15 protein-coding genes are annotated in these 15,696 nt (G+C 60.9%); 12 read left to right on the top strand and 3 right to left on the bottom strand.

The window, feature by feature from the left end; translation table 11 throughout:
• The first annotated feature begins 14 nt into the window (after positions 1-14).
• From KI231_RS17050 to KI231_RS17010, 9 genes are all read left to right on the top strand, one after another.
• Entirely contained in the window at positions 15-983 is a 969-nt protein-coding gene (locus KI231_RS17050) for a Gfo/Idh/MocA family protein (protein ID WP_212809184.1), read from the top strand.
• A gap of 222 nt (positions 984-1,205) precedes the next feature.
• Positions 1,206-1,958 carry a GntR family transcriptional regulator gene (locus tag KI231_RS17045; RefSeq protein WP_212809183.1) on the top strand — a complete coding sequence of 251 codons (753 nt, stop codon included), beginning with the start codon at positions 1,206-1,208 and terminating at the stop codon, positions 1,956-1,958.
• Entirely contained in the window at positions 1,955-3,685 is a 1,731-nt protein-coding gene (locus tag KI231_RS17040; RefSeq protein ID WP_212809182.1) for a fumarate reductase/succinate dehydrogenase flavoprotein subunit, read from the top strand. The genes KI231_RS17045 and KI231_RS17040 overlap by 4 nt, the downstream gene beginning before the upstream one ends.
• Before the next feature lie 28 nt (positions 3,686-3,713).
• Complete coding sequence (locus KI231_RS17035) at positions 3,714-3,959, top strand: 4Fe-4S dicluster domain-containing protein (protein ID WP_003225615.1); 246 nt, start codon at positions 3,714-3,716, stop codon at positions 3,957-3,959.
• Positions 3,960-4,198: 239 nt separating this feature from the next.
• Positions 4,199-5,602 carry an ABC transporter substrate-binding protein gene (locus KI231_RS17030; protein WP_212809181.1) on the top strand — a complete coding sequence of 468 codons (1,404 nt, stop codon included), beginning with the start codon at positions 4,199-4,201 and terminating at the stop codon, positions 5,600-5,602.
• A gap of 137 nt (positions 5,603-5,739) precedes the next feature.
• A complete protein-coding gene (locus KI231_RS17025; protein WP_103302408.1) occupies positions 5,740-6,522 on the top strand; it encodes an ABC transporter permease in 783 nt (260 codons plus the stop codon).
• Positions 6,522-7,370, top strand: coding sequence for an ABC transporter ATP-binding protein (locus KI231_RS17020; RefSeq protein ID WP_103302407.1), 849 nt, complete (start codon positions 6,522-6,524; stop codon positions 7,368-7,370). Before KI231_RS17025 ends, KI231_RS17020 begins: the two co-directional genes overlap by 1 nt.
• A complete protein-coding gene (locus KI231_RS17015) occupies positions 7,367-8,329 on the top strand; it encodes a HEAT repeat domain-containing protein (RefSeq protein ID WP_212809180.1) in 963 nt (320 codons plus the stop codon). The genes KI231_RS17020 and KI231_RS17015 overlap by 4 nt, the downstream gene beginning before the upstream one ends.
• Complete coding sequence (locus KI231_RS17010; protein ID WP_212809179.1) at positions 8,326-8,604, top strand: DUF971 domain-containing protein; 279 nt, start codon at positions 8,326-8,328, stop codon at positions 8,602-8,604. The genes KI231_RS17015 and KI231_RS17010 overlap by 4 nt, the downstream gene beginning before the upstream one ends.
• Positions 8,605-8,729: 125 nt before the next feature.
• Here KI231_RS17010 and KI231_RS17005 read toward each other — a convergent pair whose 3' ends face one another.
• The 3 genes from KI231_RS17005 to KI231_RS16995 all read right to left on the bottom strand — a co-directional run bounded on the left by KI231_RS17005 (position 8,730) and on the right by KI231_RS16995 (position 13,274).
• On the bottom strand, positions 8,730-10,388 hold the full coding sequence (locus tag KI231_RS17005) for a phosphoethanolamine transferase (RefSeq protein ID WP_103302404.1): 1,659 nt from the start codon (positions 10,386-10,388) through the stop codon (positions 8,730-8,732).
• A 221-nt stretch (positions 10,389-10,609) separates the two neighbouring features.
• On the bottom strand, positions 10,610-11,347 hold the full coding sequence (locus tag KI231_RS17000) for a TorF family putative porin (protein WP_212809178.1): 738 nt from the start codon (positions 11,345-11,347) through the stop codon (positions 10,610-10,612).
• A gap of 184 nt (positions 11,348-11,531) precedes the next feature.
• Complete coding sequence (locus KI231_RS16995; RefSeq protein ID WP_212809177.1) at positions 11,532-13,274, bottom strand: amidohydrolase; 1,743 nt, start codon at positions 13,272-13,274, stop codon at positions 11,532-11,534.
• A gap of 103 nt (positions 13,275-13,377) precedes the next feature.
• Between KI231_RS16995 and KI231_RS16990 the strand changes: the two genes are divergently transcribed.
• The 3 genes from KI231_RS16990 (at position 13,378) to imuA (ending at position 15,696) form a co-directional block, all read left to right on the top strand.
• Entirely contained in the window at positions 13,378-14,295 is a 918-nt protein-coding gene (locus KI231_RS16990; RefSeq protein WP_103302400.1) for a LysR family transcriptional regulator, read from the top strand.
• Positions 14,296-14,461: 166 nt separating this feature from the next.
• A complete protein-coding gene (gene lexA, locus KI231_RS16985; protein ID WP_103302399.1) occupies positions 14,462-15,079 on the top strand; it encodes a transcriptional repressor LexA in 618 nt (205 codons plus the stop codon).
• Complete coding sequence (gene imuA / locus KI231_RS16980) at positions 15,079-15,696, top strand: translesion DNA synthesis-associated protein ImuA (protein ID WP_212809176.1); 618 nt, start codon at positions 15,079-15,081, stop codon at positions 15,694-15,696. The genes lexA and imuA overlap by 1 nt, the downstream gene beginning before the upstream one ends.

Genomic DNA, 15,696 nt, shown 5'->3' with positions numbered 1-15,696 from the left:
TACAGGGAGTAGACATGAACGTGGTGCGTTGGGGCATGATCGGTTGCGGCAGCGTCGCTGAACGCAAAAGCGGACCGGCCTTCTACAAGGCCCCAGGTTCGGCGTTGGTGGCGGTGATGGGGCGACGCCTTGAAGCGGTGAGCGATTACGCCACGCGCCACGGCATCGCCCGGGTCTATACCGATGTCGATGCGCTGATCAACGACCCCGAGGTGGATGCGGTGTACATCGCCACGCCCCCCGACAGTCACCACGCCTACAGCCTCAAAGTCGCTGCCGCCGGCAAACATTGCTGTGTGGAAAAGCCCATGGCGCTCAACGCCGGGCAAAGCCGCGAGATGCAGCAGACGTTTGCCGACGCAGGCCTGCACCTGTTCGTTTCCTACTATCGCCGTTCGTTGCCGCGTTTTGCGCAGGTGCGTCAGTGGCTGGAGCTGGGGCGTATTGGTGACGTGCGGCATTTGAGCTGGACGCTGACCAAGGCGCCATCAGCAACGGATCTGGAAGGTCGCGATAACTGGCGCACCGATCCGGCGGTGGCCGGCGGCGGTTACTTCGCCGATCTGGCCAGCCATGGTTTTGATCTGTTCCAGTATCTGCTTGGCGACATTGTTGAAGTCGCCGGATTCACCGCACGGCAAGCCGGGTTGTATGCGGCTGAGGACGCCGTCAGCGCCAGTTGGCGGTTTGCTTCAGGGGCGCTGGGCATGGGCTGCTGGAGCTTTGTCGCGGATCGGCGCGAGGATCGCGTCGAGATCATTGGCAGCCTCGGGCGGATCAGTTTTTCCGTATTCGATGAGCACCCGGTCCAGCTATTTGCCGACGAACAGATCAGTCTGGAAATCCCCCATCACGATCACATTCAGTGGCATCACGTCCTCGGCATGAACGCGCACATCCGTGGCGACTCGCAACACCCGGCCATGGCAGAACAAGCCCTCAAAACCGACTGGGTCATGGACCAGATCCTCAAGCGCCACTGACCACCAGTCTTACACCATCCCCCTGTGGGAGCTGGCTTGCCAGCGATAGCGGTGCTTCAGATAGCCAATCCGTTGGCTGACAGGACGCCATCGCTGGCAAGCCAGCTCCCACAGGTGACAGCGTGTGCCATGCATCTAAGGTTATGCCCATTCGGTATTTCTCAAGCATGTCATAACAACTCTAAGATCACGTCATAACTCGTTATAACAAGTGATCCCGTGATGACCGATAACGTTCTATCTCTTTCCAGCGTGCCGCTGCACACCCAACTGCGCGATGTCCTCCGTGCGCGCATTCTCGACGGCGAATACCCGCAAGACAGCCAGATGCCTTCCGAAAGCGAACTCGGTGCGCTGTTCAAAGTCAGCCGCATCACCGTGCGCCAGGCCTTGGGCGATCTGCAGAAGGAAGGGCTGATCTTCAAGATTCACGGCAAAGGCACTTTCGTTGCCAAACCGAAAACCTTTCAGAACGTCAGCAGCCTGCAAGGCCTCGCCGAGTCCATGACCGGTCGTGGTTACGAGGTGATCAACCGCCTGCGCAGTTTCAAATTCATCCCGGCCGACAAGCGCGTCGCCGAGCGTTTGCAGGTCGCCGAAGGCGAAACCGTGGCGCAGATCAAGCGCGTGCGGCTGATCAACCGCGAGCCCATCTCGCTGGAAATCACCTACCTGCCCAAAGGCGTCGGCGAACGTCTGGAGAAGGCTGATCTGGTCACCCGCGACATCTTCCTGATTCTCGAAAACGACTGCGGCATCGCCCTCGGCCACGCCGATCTGGCCATTGACGCGGTGCTCGCTGACAGCGATCTGACCCAGGCCCTCAACGTCGAGGCCGGCTCGCCGATCATGCGCATCGAACGCCTGACCCACGACGCCAACGGCCAGCCGCTGGACTTCGAACACCTTTACTACCGTGGCGATGCGTTCCAGTACCGCCTGCGGATCGACCGGCAAAAAGGGGAGCAGGCATGACCCGCAACGTTCTCGAACAGGAATACGACATCGTCGTCATCGGCGGCGGCACCGCAGGTCCGATGGCGGCCATCAAGGCCAAGGAAAAGAACCGTGACTTGCGTGTGCTGCTGGTCGACAAGGCCAACGTCAAACGCAGCGGCGCGATCAGCATGGGCATGGACGGCCTGAACAACGCGATCATCCCCGGTCACTCGACGCCCGAGCAGTACACCAAGGAAATCACCATCGCCAACGACGGCATCGTCAATCAGGCAGCGGTGTACGCCTACGCGACGCACAGTTTCGAAACCATCGAGCAGCTCGACCGCTGGGGTGTGAAGTTCGAAAAGGACGAAACCGGCGATTACGCGGTGAAAAAAGTCCATCACATGGGCGCCTATGTGCTGCCGATGCCGGAAGGGCACGACATCAAGAAAGTCCTTTATCGCCAGTTGAAACGCGCACGGGTGAGCATCACCAATCGCCTGGTGTGCACGCGTTTGCTGACCGACGAGGAGGGCGCCGTCAATGGCGTGATGGGCTTCGATTGCCGCACCGCCGACTTCCATGTGATCAAGGCCAAAGCAGTGATCCTCGCGTGCGGCGCGGCGGGGCGCCTCGGCTTGCCATCATCGGGTTACCTGATGGGCACCTACGAAAACCCGACCAACGCCGGCGACGGTTACGCGATGGCCTATCACGCCGGGGCCGAACTGGCCAACCTCGAGTGCTTCCAGATCAACCCGTTGATCAAGGATTACAACGGCCCGGCCTGCGCTTACGTCACCGGTCCCTTGGGCGGCTACACCGCCAACAACAAGGGTGAACGTTTCATCGAGTGCGACTACTGGAGCGGGCAGATGATGTGGGAGTTTCACCAGGAACTGGAAAGCGGCAACGGCCCGGTGTTTCTCAAGCTCGATCACCTGGCCGAGGAAACCATCCAGAACATCGAGGAAATCCTGCACAGCAACGAGCGTCCGAGTCGCGGCCAGTTCCACGCCAATCGCGGCACTGACTACCGTACGCAGATGGTCGAGATGCACATCTCGGAAATCGGCTTTTGCAGCGGCCATTCGGCGTCGGGCGTGTGGGTCAACGAGCGCGCCGAGACGTCGGTGAAAGGCTTGTACTCGGCCGGTGACATGGCCGCCGTGCCGCACAACTACATGCTCGGCGCGTTTACCTACGGCTGGTTTGCCGGGCACAACGCGGCGGATTTCGTCGCCGGGCGTGAGTTTTCCGCGCTGGATGCCGGGCAAATCGAGAAAGAGAAAGCGCGGGTCTACGCACCGCTGGATCGCGAACACGGTCTGCCGCCGGCACAGGTCGAGTACAAGCTGCGGCGCTTCGTCAACGATTACCTGCAACCGCCGAAAGTGACCAAGAAGATGCAGATTGGTCTGCAACGTTTCAGCGATATCGAGCGCGATCTCGAGCAGATGAAGGCCAACAACGCCCATGAACTGATGCGCGCGATGGAAACCAGCGTGATCCGCGACTGCGCCGAAATGGCCGCGCGCGCCTCGTTGTTCCGCGCCGAAAGCCGTTGGGGCCTGTACCACTATCGCGTCGATCACCCGCAGCGCAACGACAGTGAATGGTTCTGCCATTGCCATCTGAAGAAGGGCGAGGACGGGCAGATGACCAGCTTCAAGAAAGCCGTCGAGCCCTACATCATCCCCCTCGATGCTGAAGAAATGCAGGCTTACGACCGCTTGCGGGTGGGCGCTTTTGCCGCTTGATACATCAATACATCAAAGAGTCCGAACCATGGCCTATCAAGCTCAGGAAATCTTCTTCCGCTCCAACGCCCCCGTCACCGTGGACGAGGACAAATGCATCGCCGAAAAGGGCTGCACCGTGTGCGTGGATGTCTGCCCGATGGACTTGCTGGCGATCAACCCGGCCACGCAAAAGGCCTATATGGCGTTCGATGAATGCTGGTACTGCATGCCGTGCGAAAAGGATTGCCCGACCGGGGCCGTGAAAGTCGACATTCCTTATTTATTGCGTTGACTGATAGGGCCTCATCGCTGGCAAGCCAGCTCCCACAGGGATTTTTGTTCGGACATAGATCTTGCAAACACCCGAAAACCCTGTGGGAGCTGGCTTGCCAGCGATGAGGCCAGCAAGGACAACACAAAAAGCCATCCGGTCACCCCCGGACGCCTGATTCAAAAACACCCCTCGTTTCCCACCGCGCCCTGATCGCGGCGGAGACGAACATCCAATAAATGATTCGAGGGGAAACAACCATGTTGCGTGCAGCAATCGCCGGTCTGGTACTGGCTTCGTTCACCTTGTCGGCCTCGGCCGAAACCATCCGCATTGCCATCGGCACCCAGGACACCACCATCAACTGCGCCGCCGGCGGCTTGTTGATTCGTGAGCTCGGTCTGCTCGACAAATACCTGCCCCACGACGGCGCCTACAAAGACGCCAAGTACGAGGTGCAGTGGAAAAACTTCACCAGCGGCGCACCGCTGACCAACGAGATGGTCGCCGGCAAACTCGACTTCGGCGCCATGGCCGATTTCCCCGGTGCGTTCAACGGTGTCGCGTTCGAAACCGCCGGCAAACACAGCCTGTTCATCAGCGTGCTGTCGGGCAGTATCAAGGGCAGCGGCAACGGCATCGTCGTGCCGAGCGCGTCCGGCGTGCAGTCGCTGAGCGAACTCAAGGGCAAGACCATTTCCGTGCCATTCGCCTCGACCGCCCACGGCATGTTGTTGCGCGCGGTGGCGGAGCAGGGCTGGGATCCGCTCAAGGATGTGAACATCATCGCTCAGCCGCCGGAAGTTGCCGGCTCCGCGTTGCAAGCCGGCAAGATCGACGCCCACGCTGATTTTGTGCCGTTCGCCGAGCTGTTTCCCAGCCGTGGTTTCGCTCGCAAGATTTACGACGGCGCCCAGGCCAATGCGCCGACTTTCCACGGCGCATTGGTGGATCAGGCCTACGCGAAACAGTACCCGGAGATCGTCGTCGCTTACCTGCGTGCGAGCATTGAGGCCAATCAACTGCTCGCGGCTGAACCTGAAAAGTACAGCGAGCTGATCGCCAAAGTCACCGGCGTCGATGCCGAGGTCAATTACCTGTTCCACGGCCCGCTCGGCGTGCAGACCCGCGACCTGAGCTGGAAGCCGGAATATCGCCAGGCTGTCGGAACCGCCATTGAAACGTTGAAGTTGCTGAAGAAGGCCGATCGTGGCCTCGATCTCAACACCTTCATCGATGATCAATACATCCGTGCGGCGTTCAAGGCATCGAATCTCGATTACACCGCGCAGTTGGCCAACTACGCGCAGACGCCGCTGAAGGCCACGGATGCGGCGACCGGTAAAGCGATCACCGACTTCAGCCACGTCGCCGAAATCTGGGTGCGCGGTGAGGACAAGGTGCGCCAATACGCCTCCGCCGAATCAGCGTTCACCGCGCTCGCTGCACTGAAGCAGGAAGGCAAAAACATCCGTGCGGTGTATGCGCAGGCCAGCGACAGCGGGATCAAGTTGCTCGCCGATCAGGCGTGGTTCGCCAGTGATGCCAAGGGTCGCTTGAGTGCGTTTCTGCTCAAGGGCCAGGCGCAGCAATATGCGGCGGCGCAGGGTGGCAAGGTTTTCGACTTTACCGATGCCACGACCCAAGCCGTTGCCATCCGCTGATTTCATGCACACCACATTCACCTGTGGGAGCGGGCTTGCCCGCGATGAGGCCGGTACAGCCAACATATTTGCTGAATGTAAGTCCGCCATCGCGGGCAAGCCCGCTCCCACAGGGTGCGTTGTACTGAGGAAGAGCTATGTTCATATCCATCACACGCTGGGTTCCGAGGGCCGCATCTCTGCTGCTCTGCCTTCTATTCTGGCAACTCGCCGCCAGCCACCACTGGAACCTCGGCCTGGTCACCTTCGCCAACGTGCCAACTCCCTTGGCCGTGATCGAAGCCGCACTCGGCCTCGGCGATTCCGGCAAGCTCCTGCAACACCTGACCGCCAGCCTTAGCCGCGTCTTCGCCGGTTACCTCGCCGCATTGCTCATCGGCATCGCCCTGGGCCTGGCCATCGGCCGCTCGAAATGGGCCGAAGATTTGTTACTGCCGCCACTCGAAGTCCTGCGCCCGATCCCCGCCGTGGCATGGATTCCACTGGCCATCCTGATGTTCCCATCCTCCGAGCTATCGATGGTCTTCATCACCTTCACCGGCGCCCTGTTCCCGATTCTGCTCAACACCGTGCACGGCGTCGAAGGCGTCGATCCGCGCCTGATCGCTTCAGCGAAAAGTCTTGGGGCCGGGCGCCGGGCGATCCTGCTGGAAGTGATCCTGCCCGGCGCTGCGCCAAGCATCATCACCGGCCTCGCCATCGGCATGGGCACGTCGTGGTTCTGCCTGGTGACAGCGGAAATGATCTCCGGCCAGTTCGGTATCGGTTACTACACCTGGGAGTCCTACACCATTCAGAACTACGCCGATATCGTCGTCGGCATGCTCTTGATTGGCGTATTGGGCATGGGCAGCAGTCTGCTGATCAAACGCCTCGGTGGGTTGTTCACGCCCTGGCATCGACCGCGAGGAAAAGCCTGATGAGTGTGATGCAAACCCCGGAAGGGCGGATCGATATTCGCCAATTGTCGATTGTCCTTGGCGAAGGCCGTGAAGCGTTCGAAGCGGTGCAGGGCCTCGATTGCCAGATCGAACCGGGCCAGTTCGTGTGCATTCTCGGCCCGTCCGGTTGCGGCAAATCGACCTTGCTCGGCGCGCTGGCCGGGCATCTGAGCGCTCATGCCGGCAGCCTGAAAGTCGATGGCGGCGAAGTGTCCGGGCCGTCGCCGCAGCGCGGCATGGTGTTCCAGCATCACACGCTGTTCCCGTGGCGCACGGTGCGCGACAACGTCGCCTTCGGTTTGAAAATGCGTGGCATCGGCAAGGCTGAGCGCCATCGCGCGGCGGACGAAATTCTCAACCTGGTCGGCCTCGACGGCTTTGCCGAACGCTGGCCCGATCAACTCTCCGGCGGCATGCAGCAGCGCGTCGAGATTGCCCGAGTGCTGGTCAACCGCCCGCGCCTGTTGCTGATGGACGAACCGTTCGGCGCACTGGATGCACTGACGCGGTTGAACATGCAGGAACTGCTGCTGGACATCTGGACGCGCATCCGCACCACCGTGGTCTTCGTCACCCATGACATCGACGAGGCGCTGTTTCTCGCCGACCGCTTGCTGGTAATGAGCGCACGGCCGGGGCGCATCATCGAAGACTTGCGTCTCGACTTCGCCCGGCCACGCACCAGCGAACTGGTCACCAGCCCCGAGTTCTCCCGACTCAAGCGCCACTGCCTCGACCTGCTGCGTCACGACGACAACCGACCGCTGCCACGCCTTAATCCGCTCGGCCTGCCTCCCGAAAACCCTTTGCCGCGATTTGCCTTATGACCTCTATTTTTGCTGTGACCGTTAACGAAGACATCCTCGCCCTGCAACCGCGCCTGACCGCCGACGACGCCGCTGTGCGGCGCATTGCCCTGATCGATCTGGCCGATCTGGAGGAGCCGGATGGCTTGCTCTGGCTGGTCGATCGCCTCGCTCAGGATCCCGCCGAAGAAGTCCGCGCTGAAGCCGCGCGGTTGCTGGAGGCCTGGGAAGATCAGCCTGTTGTGCAAGCCTTGTGCGAAGCGTTGACCGACCCGTCGCCTGCCGTGCAAGCCGCCGCAGCCCAAAGTTTGAGCCTGCTCAAGACCGAGGCGGCGAGGCGGGTGATTCTGCCGTGGACCGATCATGCCGACGTCAGCGTACGCATCGCCGCGTTCCGTGCCCTGCGTGAATTGCGTTGCGCCGATGCCGCGCCGGCCGCTCTCGCGGCACTTAATGATGCCGACGCCAATGTGCGCCGCGAAGCCGTGGGCGTACTCGGCTGGCTCAAGCAACTCGATGCATTACCGGCATTGGCACGACTGGCCAGCGACGATCCGGACACCGAAGTCCGCCGCGCTGCCACCGGTGCCCTTGGTCTGGCCTCTGGTGCTGAAGTCCTTCCGGCCCTGCGTCAGGCCTTGCAGGACGACGCCTGGCAGGTGCGCGAAGAAGCTGCGACGACTTTGGGCAAGGTCGGCCACAGCGACGCCGGCCCGGCACTGGTCGACGCCTTGGGTGACGATTATTGGCAAGTGCGTTTACGCGCCACTCGCAGCCTCGGCCGCTTGCGTTTCGCTCCGGCGCTGGACGCGCTGATCGAAACCCTCGGCCATCGCATCAGCAACCTGCGCAAGGAAGCCGCACTGGCCTTGGGTGAACTGAATGATCGCGGCGCCGTGGCCGCATTGCAGGCGGCGCAGGATGATGGCGACCCGGAAGTGCGCAAAGCCGTGCGCATTGCCTTGAGTCAGTTGCAATGAACCCGCTGTCAGTGGGGAACTCGCAGAGCCAGCAGATGCTGCGGTTGAGCTGGCCGGACGGCCGCGAACAGCATCTCAACCACGCCGAATTGCGCCGCCAGTGCCCGTGCTCGCAATGCCGCGCATTTCGCCTCAAAGGCATGGTGCCGCTGGTCGATGACCGTGTGCGCCTGATCGAACTCAATCCCCAGGGCTACGGCGTGCAACTGGTGTTCAGCGACGGCCACCAACGCGGGATCTATCCGTGGGCCTACCTCGCAAACCTCACCCCCTGAGAACACTGAAGATCCCTGTGGGAGCTGGCTTGCCAGCGATGAGGTCGGCACATCCGGCATCTGTAGTGACTGACAAACCGCCATCGCTGGCAAGCCAGCTCCCACAGGGATCTTCAGTGCCTGAACTATTGCGCAGCCGTCATGGAAGGCCGGCATCCGTGGAATATGTCCAGCCCCGGTTGATACAGCGAAGTCTTGACTTCAAACAGACCCAACACCGAATGAAACAGGTTGTCATGGCTCAAATCAGCCTGCCCGGTCTTGCCTTGCAGGCAACCGCGGTCAATGCCTTCGTGGGCCAGGGTGTTGTCGCCAAACCACATCACCATCGGCACATGGGTCTGTGCCTCCGGTGCGAGCGCATACGGCGCCGCGTGCAGGTACAAGCCGTTCTCGCCCAGCGACTCGCCATGATCGGAGACATAGATCATCGATGTATCCAGGGTCTGCTGATTGCGCTTGAGCAGCTCAATCACCTTGGCGAGGAAATGGTCGGTGTACAAAATCGTGTTGTCGTACACGTTGACCAGTTCATCGCGGCTGCAACTGCCCAACTGGTTGGTGTGGCAGATCGGTTTGAAACGCTCCATCTCTTTCGGATAGCGCTCGTAATACTCGGGGCCGTGGCTGCCATCGGCGTGCAGGACGATGATCGCGTGGCCCTTGAGGCTGTCGATGTAGCTTTGCAGATCCGCCAGCAAGGCCTCATCCAGGCAGTTGTTGCCGTCGCAGAACGGCCCTGGCTGGTTCTTGGAAATATCGCGATTGGGCACGCGCAGGCAGGTGCCTTTGCAATCGCTGTTGTTGTCCAGCCACAGCACTTGCACGCCGACCCGTTGCAGGATATCCAGCAGGCCCTCGTAGGTTTTGCCTTTCTTGTCGCTGTAATCCTCACGCGGGAACATCGAAAACATGCACGGCACCGACACCGCGGTGGACGTGCCGCAGGAATGCACTTGGGTGAAGTTGAGGATGTCCAGCTTGCTCAGCTCGGGGTTGGTCTCGCGCTCGTAACCGTTCAGGGAAAAATGATCGGCGCGGGCGGTTTCGCCGACCACGAAGACCATCAGCGATTTCCTCTCGCGGCTGGCAGCCTTGGCGCTCATCACCGCGTCTTCGCCGATGGTCTGCACCACGAAGTGCTTTTTGATCCCCAGACGCTGCTTGGTGTATTTGCTGATCGCGTAGATGTAGTTGGTCGGGTTGATGAAGTGAGTGAGCTTGTCTTCTTCACGAAAGATCGGCGCATAGGTCGAATAGAACGCACCCACCGAGACGGCGATGACCAGTACGCAGGCGACGATCACCAGGATCTTGTTGAGCAAACCGCGAAAGAACGGCCGGTAACTCACCGGCCAACGCCAGATCAACGCCGCCGGCAGCACGCCGAGCAGCAGCACATAGGTCAGCAGTTTGCCGTTGAACAGTGCAGTGGCTTCGGCGGGATTGGTTTCGAAGACGTTCTGGATCATCACCGTGTCGATGGTGATTCCGTATTCGTTCATGAAATACGCGGCGCAGGCCGAGAGCAGGGCGACCACCGTGAGCACCGGTTTCAGCGTCCAGCGAAACGACACCAGGGTCAGCAGCAGGGTGATGGCCGCCCACAGAAACACCCCGAAAGAGGCGAAGAACGCCAGTTTGTGCGCGCCCTGCAGGGTAATCAGCGTGCCCAGCGCCTTCCAGGTCGCCAGGTTGTACAACGCCACCAGCGCCAGGGAAAACAGCAGCACCAGTCGGGTAGGAGTGATGGACGGTAAACGCAGTCCGTTGCCCAAAGCCATGTCAAACATTCCTCTACATGAATAGAAAACCCACGCGGTTGCGCGGGTAACTGTAGAAGAACATTAGTAAAAAATTCGTAAACATCCCGTAACAAACGCCGAACGCACAGCGAAACCCTGTAGGAGTGAGCCTGCTCGCGATAGCGATGTGTCAGGTGTCGATGTGTTATCTGACACAGCGCTATCGCGAGCAGGCTCACTCCTACAGGTGATTTCGCTGGTCAGAAGGATTTGCTGACGCTGGCGACGACGGTGGCCGTGCACACATCCTTGAAGCCCCAATTACTCAGGCATTGCGCCTGCGACAGATCGGTGTCGATATAGCTCAAGCCCAGTACCACACCGGCCAGATTGTGAGTGACTTTGACTTCCCATTCCCGGTACGACTCTTCGCCATGCCCCGACGTGGAGTACAGGTGCGGGTCCTTGAAATCCATATTGCCGTAACGCAATTTCAGGCCTGAATCGAATGGCAACCCGGTTTCATAACTGACATAGCTGTAAAGCGAACTCTGCTTGCTGTCGATCCCCGGCGCATCGCTGGAGTAATACGCCGCCACTTTCACCCCGTAAGCGCCGAAAATCCCGTAGACCTCACTCTGATTGAACTGACTTTCCTTGGGATAGGCGTACTTGAGATAGCCCAGATCCAGGCTGACCTCATCAGTGGCCTGCCACAGCCAACCGGCGTAGTAATCGACTTCCTGACGGGTTTTCAGACCGCCGCCGAAATCGACGTTTGAACTCCAGGCGCCGAGGTACAAGCCACTGCTGTGAGCGAGGGTCAGACCGGCCTGAAGCGCCGGGTCATTCTGGGTCTGCGAGATACCGCGGGTGCGGTAATCGCTGGCCAGGGTCAGATCCACCAGCACGGCGAAGTCGTCGTTCAAGGGGATCGCAAAGCTGCTCAAGGGCAGCACGCTCAAGAAACTCAGGGCGAACAGAGGCAAGGCTTTCATGTGAAGTCCCGATGTTGTGATTTTTATTGGGCAGTACGAAAACTGTGGGGGATGCAATCTCAGCCACCCTCACAGACCTTGTGGGAGCGAGCCTGCTCGCGAAAGCGGTGGTTCATTCAGCGCGGATGGTGACTGACACACCGCTATCGCGAGCAGGCTCACTCCTACAGGGGGATTTTTGGTGTTATTGGGCGGCGGTGTAGACCTGACGGCCGCCGAACCAGGTTTGCAAAACCTGGGTGTCATGCAGGGCTTTGGCGTCGACGCTGAACACATCGCGGTCGAGCACGATGAAGTCGGCCTGTTTGCCCGGTGTCAGCGAACCGATCTGCTGGTCCAGGCCGATGGTGCGTGCCGCGTTGGCGGTGTAGGCGTAGAACATGGTTTCGCGGTCCAGACGCTCGTCGGCGTTGAGCACGCCCAGCGGGCCGACGCGGGTGATCGCCTGGGCCATGGCGTTGAACGGGTTCGGCGACGACACCGGCCAGTCACTGGCGCCGGCAATCGTCGCGCCCTGTTTCAGCAGCGAATGCGCCGGGTATTGATAGCGAAAGGCGAGGGCGCTGACGTAGGGCTTGATCATGTCGGTGGTGTAATCGTCGGCGCTGGCCCAGAGCAATTGCATCGAGGCGATCACGTTCAGCGGCTTGAAGCGGGCGAACTCTTTTGGATTGACCATTTGCAGGTGGGTGATCGAGTGCGTCACGCCACTCTGGCGATCCTTGCGCGCCTGGGCGATGCCGTTCAGCGATTCGCGCACCGCGCGGTCGCCGATGGCATGAATGTGCACCAGCCAGCCGCGCTGGTCGATGGCGCTGACCAGTTCGCCGAAATGCTGCGGGTCGATCAGTAGTTCGCCCTGTTTGTGCGAGTTGCTGTAGGGATCGATCATCGCTGCGCTTTGCGCCGGGTATTCGATCACGCCGTCGGCGAAGATCTTGATGCCGGGCAGGGTCAGGTTGGGGATGCCCTGGAATTGCTGGCGCACCTTTTCCAGCGTATCGAGGTCGGCCGGCACGCTTTTTGGATTGGCCACTAACAATGCGGCGACGTGGACGCTCATGTCGCCGCTTTCCGACAAGGCCTTATAGGCCGGCAGCACGCCGACGGTTTTCTCGGTGGGCTTGAGGGCGAAAACCGCTTCGCCCGGTGCGGCGTTGGCGGCGGGGTCCATCCACGCCGTGATGCCGAGGCTGTTATTGAAACGTACGGCGGACTGTGCGGCTTTGAGCATGTCGGCGGCACTCGGCACCGGCATTTTCGAGGCGACCCGATCCCAACCGGCATCGACCACAAAGCCGTTGGGTTCGCCGCTGACCAGTTTGCCGATGGTGTCTTTTTCCGCGTCGGGCAGGGTTTTCAGCATTGCGGCGTCGATGCCGGCGCGCTTGAGCATGACGTTGTTGGCCCACGCGGTGTGGTGGTCACTGCCAATGAACACCACCGGCACGTTGGCCCATTCGCCACTGTTGAAGGTTTTGCCCAAGGCTTCGGCTTGTGCCCAGTACTTCGAACTCATGCCCGCGATGCTCAAGACATCGCCGTGTCTGGCCGTACCGTCGTCACGCCAGGTGCGCAGGTTGTTTTCCAGCTCATCGAGGGCGACGACTTCGTCTTCCATGTTCGCCGAGACCATTTCCAGTCCACCGAAAATCGCGTGGGAATGGCTGTCGATCAGGCCGGGCATCAGTGCTTTGCCTTTGAGGTCGATCACTTGGGTACCGGGTTCGATCAGCGCTTTGATCTGCGCATCGCTGCCGACTTTCAGCACCTTGCCATTCTCTACGGCCAGTGCCTGAACCTTGGGTTGAGTGCGGTCAGCAGTGAAAATCTTGCCGTTGAGCAGCACCAGATCGGTAGCGGCCATGGCTTCCATCGAGGCAAAACTTACGGCGGCAGCCAACAGGCTCGGGATGAATCTTTTCATTGAAGATTTCCTTGTTATTGCGTCTGATGGCCAGATTAGTGGCTGGCAACGGCCAACAGAACGCCTCCCTCACGAAAAACGTTTTTGCCTGAATGGAAAAAGCATGGACAAGTTGGGTGCATTGAAAATGTTTGTGGTCACGGCCCAGCTCGGCAGTTTCAGTCGCGCTGCCGAGCAACTCGGCAAGACCCCGTCAGCCCTGACCAAAGCGGTCAATCACCTCGAAACGGAACTCGGCGCGCGGCTGTTCGAACGCAGCACGCGGCGGATTTTGCTGACCGAGATCGGCCGGGTGTATCTGGAAACCGCACGGTTGGTGTTGCAGCGGCTGGAGGAGGCCAGCGAGGAAATCGAACAGCTGCAACATGGTTTGCGCGGCAGCTTGAAAATCACTGCGCCGCTGGCGTATGGACGGGCGTTTCTCGATCAGGTGTGCGACGGTTTCTTGCAGCAATATCCGCAGATCAGCCTGCAAGTGGACCTGTGCGACGCGTTCGTCAATCTGCTCGAAAGCGGTTATGACCTGGCCTTGCGCGAAGGCCATGATGACCTGCCGGGGCTGATTGCGCGGGTGGTCGGCAGCAATCGCCTGGCCCTTTGCGGCAGCCCGGAATATCTGGCGCGCAAGGGTTTGCCGGTGAACCCGCAAACCCTCGATCAGCATGAATGGCTGCTGTACCGGCATCCGTTGCTCAGCCGTGAATTCTGGTGGGCCGAGCGCGATGGCCAGCGCTTGAGCCTGGCACAACCTGCAACACCGTTATTACGCAGTGACAATTACGACCTGTTGCTGGCCAGCGCCCTGGCCGGGCGCGGTTTGCTGCACACGCCGCTGTGGAGCGCCGCGCCGTACATTGCCGACGGGCGTCTGGTGCGGGTCATGGCCGACTACGACATCGACCCGGATACCTTCGGCCCGCACATTCTGGCGGTGTACCCGAGCCATCGGCGGGCCACGGCGAAAGTCGTGGCGTTCATCGATTACATCGGCGCATTCCTCGCTGAACGCGGCCTCAACTGACACCCAGTCCTTGATCGTTTCCACGCTCTGCGTGGGAATGCCTCTGGGGACGCTCTGCGTCCAGTGACGCGGAGCGTCACGGGCTGCATTCCCACGCGGAGCGTGGGAACGATCAAGGTGTAGGCCGACCTGTGGCGCTTGTCAGGAAAATCCTACAGGAGTACAAATGTACTCCATGACGAATCTGACTCCCCGCCGTACCGCCATCCTGACCTTTATCCGCGAACGCATCGCCGAACACGGTCAGCCCCCAAGCCTCGCTGAAATCAGCGAGGCTTTTGGTTTTGCCTCCCGTAGCGTGGCGCGCAAGCATGTGCTGGCGCTCACCGAAGCCGGGTTTATCGAGGTCAATCCGCATCAGGCCCGGGGCATTCGTTTGCTCGGGCAACCGCCACGTCCGGAATTGCTCGACATCCCGGTGCTCGGTCGGGTGGCCGCCGGTGCACCGATTGGCGCCGATGCCGATATCCATAGCCGCTTGATGCTCGACCCGGCGCTGTTCTCCCGCACACCCGATTACATGCTGCGGGTGCAGGGCGACTCGATGATCGAGGACGGCATTCTCGACGGCGATCTGGTCGGCGTGCGGCGTAATCCCGAGGCGTTGAATGGCCAGATCGTCGTGGCGCGGCTCGACGGAGAAGTCACCATCAAACGTTTTGAACGTGTCGGCGACACGGTGCGGCTGTTGCCGCGCAACCCGGCGTATCAGCCGATTGTCGTGGGCGATGATCAGGATCTGGCCATCGAAGGGGTGTTCTGCGGTCTGGTGAGGCAAGGCTGATGGGCGCCGTCGTTGCGTTGGATACGCTGTTCAATGGCGGCCAGGTCTGGAAGGGCCGGCCTGCGCCTCCGGCGGCCAGTCCACAACCCACCGGCCATGCCGCGCTGGACGCGGCATTGCCCGGCGGTGGCTGGCCGGAGGCGGCACTGAGCGAAATTCTGCTGGCCGGCCCCGGTGTCGGCGAACTGCAACTGGTCTGGCCGACGCTGGCGCGACTCTCGGCGGCAGGCGAGCGCATCGTGCTGGTGGCGCCACCGTTTGTGCCGTATCCGCAGGCATGGGAAAACGCCGGGGTCGATCTGCGCCAGTTGTCGGTGATCCAGGCCAGTGAACGCGATGCCTTGTGGGCCGCGGAACAATGCCTGCGCTCGGGCAGTTGCGGCGCGGTGCTGTGCTGGCCGCACAAGGCTGACGACCGCGCATTGCGGCGCTTGCAGGTGGCGGCGGAAACCGGCCAGACCCTGGCATTCGCCTGGCGACCGTTGAGCGAAGCGGTCAACCCGTCGCCGGCAGCGCTGCGCATTGCCATCGATGCCAAACCTGCGCAACTGCGCGTGCTCAAGTGCCGTGGCGGACTGGCGCGTACAGCGCCGATTGCCTTTGCCGTGGGGCATTGA

The sequence above is a fragment of the Pseudomonas sp. Seg1 genome (assembly GCF_018326005.1).
GTDB lineage: Bacteria > Pseudomonadota > Gammaproteobacteria > Pseudomonadales > Pseudomonadaceae > Aquipseudomonas.
Note: the sequence above shows the minus strand (reverse complement) of the source record. Positions and strands in the feature narration are given on the sequence as shown.

What these genes read in the sequence shown, in the direction of transcription:
- KI231_RS17050 (WP_212809184.1), top strand. Translation starts at nt 15, where the DNA reads ATGAACGTGGTGCGTTGGGGCATGATCGGTTGCGGCAGCGTCGCTGAA.
- KI231_RS17045 (WP_212809183.1), top strand. Translation starts at nt 1,206, where the DNA reads ATGACCGATAACGTTCTATCTCTTTCCAGCGTGCCGCTGCACACCCAA.
- KI231_RS17040 (WP_212809182.1), top strand. Translation starts at nt 1,955, where the DNA reads ATGACCCGCAACGTTCTCGAACAGGAATACGACATCGTCGTCATCGGC.
- KI231_RS17035 (WP_003225615.1), top strand. Translation starts at nt 3,714, where the DNA reads ATGGCCTATCAAGCTCAGGAAATCTTCTTCCGCTCCAACGCCCCCGTC.
- KI231_RS17030 (WP_212809181.1), top strand. Translation starts at nt 4,199, where the DNA reads ATGTTGCGTGCAGCAATCGCCGGTCTGGTACTGGCTTCGTTCACCTTG.
- KI231_RS17025 (WP_103302408.1), top strand. Translation starts at nt 5,740, where the DNA reads ATGTTCATATCCATCACACGCTGGGTTCCGAGGGCCGCATCTCTGCTG.
- KI231_RS17020 (WP_103302407.1), top strand. Translation starts at nt 6,522, where the DNA reads ATGAGTGTGATGCAAACCCCGGAAGGGCGGATCGATATTCGCCAATTG.
- KI231_RS17015 (WP_212809180.1), top strand. Translation starts at nt 7,367, where the DNA reads ATGACCTCTATTTTTGCTGTGACCGTTAACGAAGACATCCTCGCCCTG.
- KI231_RS17010 (WP_212809179.1), top strand. Translation starts at nt 8,326, where the DNA reads ATGAACCCGCTGTCAGTGGGGAACTCGCAGAGCCAGCAGATGCTGCGG.
- KI231_RS17005 (WP_103302404.1), bottom strand. Translation starts at nt 10,388, where the DNA reads ATGGCTTTGGGCAACGGACTGCGTTTACCGTCCATCACTCCTACCCGA.
- KI231_RS17000 (WP_212809178.1), bottom strand. Translation starts at nt 11,347, where the DNA reads ATGAAAGCCTTGCCTCTGTTCGCCCTGAGTTTCTTGAGCGTGCTGCCC.
- KI231_RS16995 (WP_212809177.1), bottom strand. Translation starts at nt 13,274, where the DNA reads ATGAAAAGATTCATCCCGAGCCTGTTGGCTGCCGCCGTAAGTTTTGCC.
- KI231_RS16990 (WP_103302400.1), top strand. Translation starts at nt 13,378, where the DNA reads ATGGACAAGTTGGGTGCATTGAAAATGTTTGTGGTCACGGCCCAGCTC.
- lexA (WP_103302399.1), top strand. Translation starts at nt 14,462, where the DNA reads ATGTACTCCATGACGAATCTGACTCCCCGCCGTACCGCCATCCTGACC.
- imuA (WP_212809176.1), top strand. Translation starts at nt 15,079, where the DNA reads ATGGGCGCCGTCGTTGCGTTGGATACGCTGTTCAATGGCGGCCAGGTC.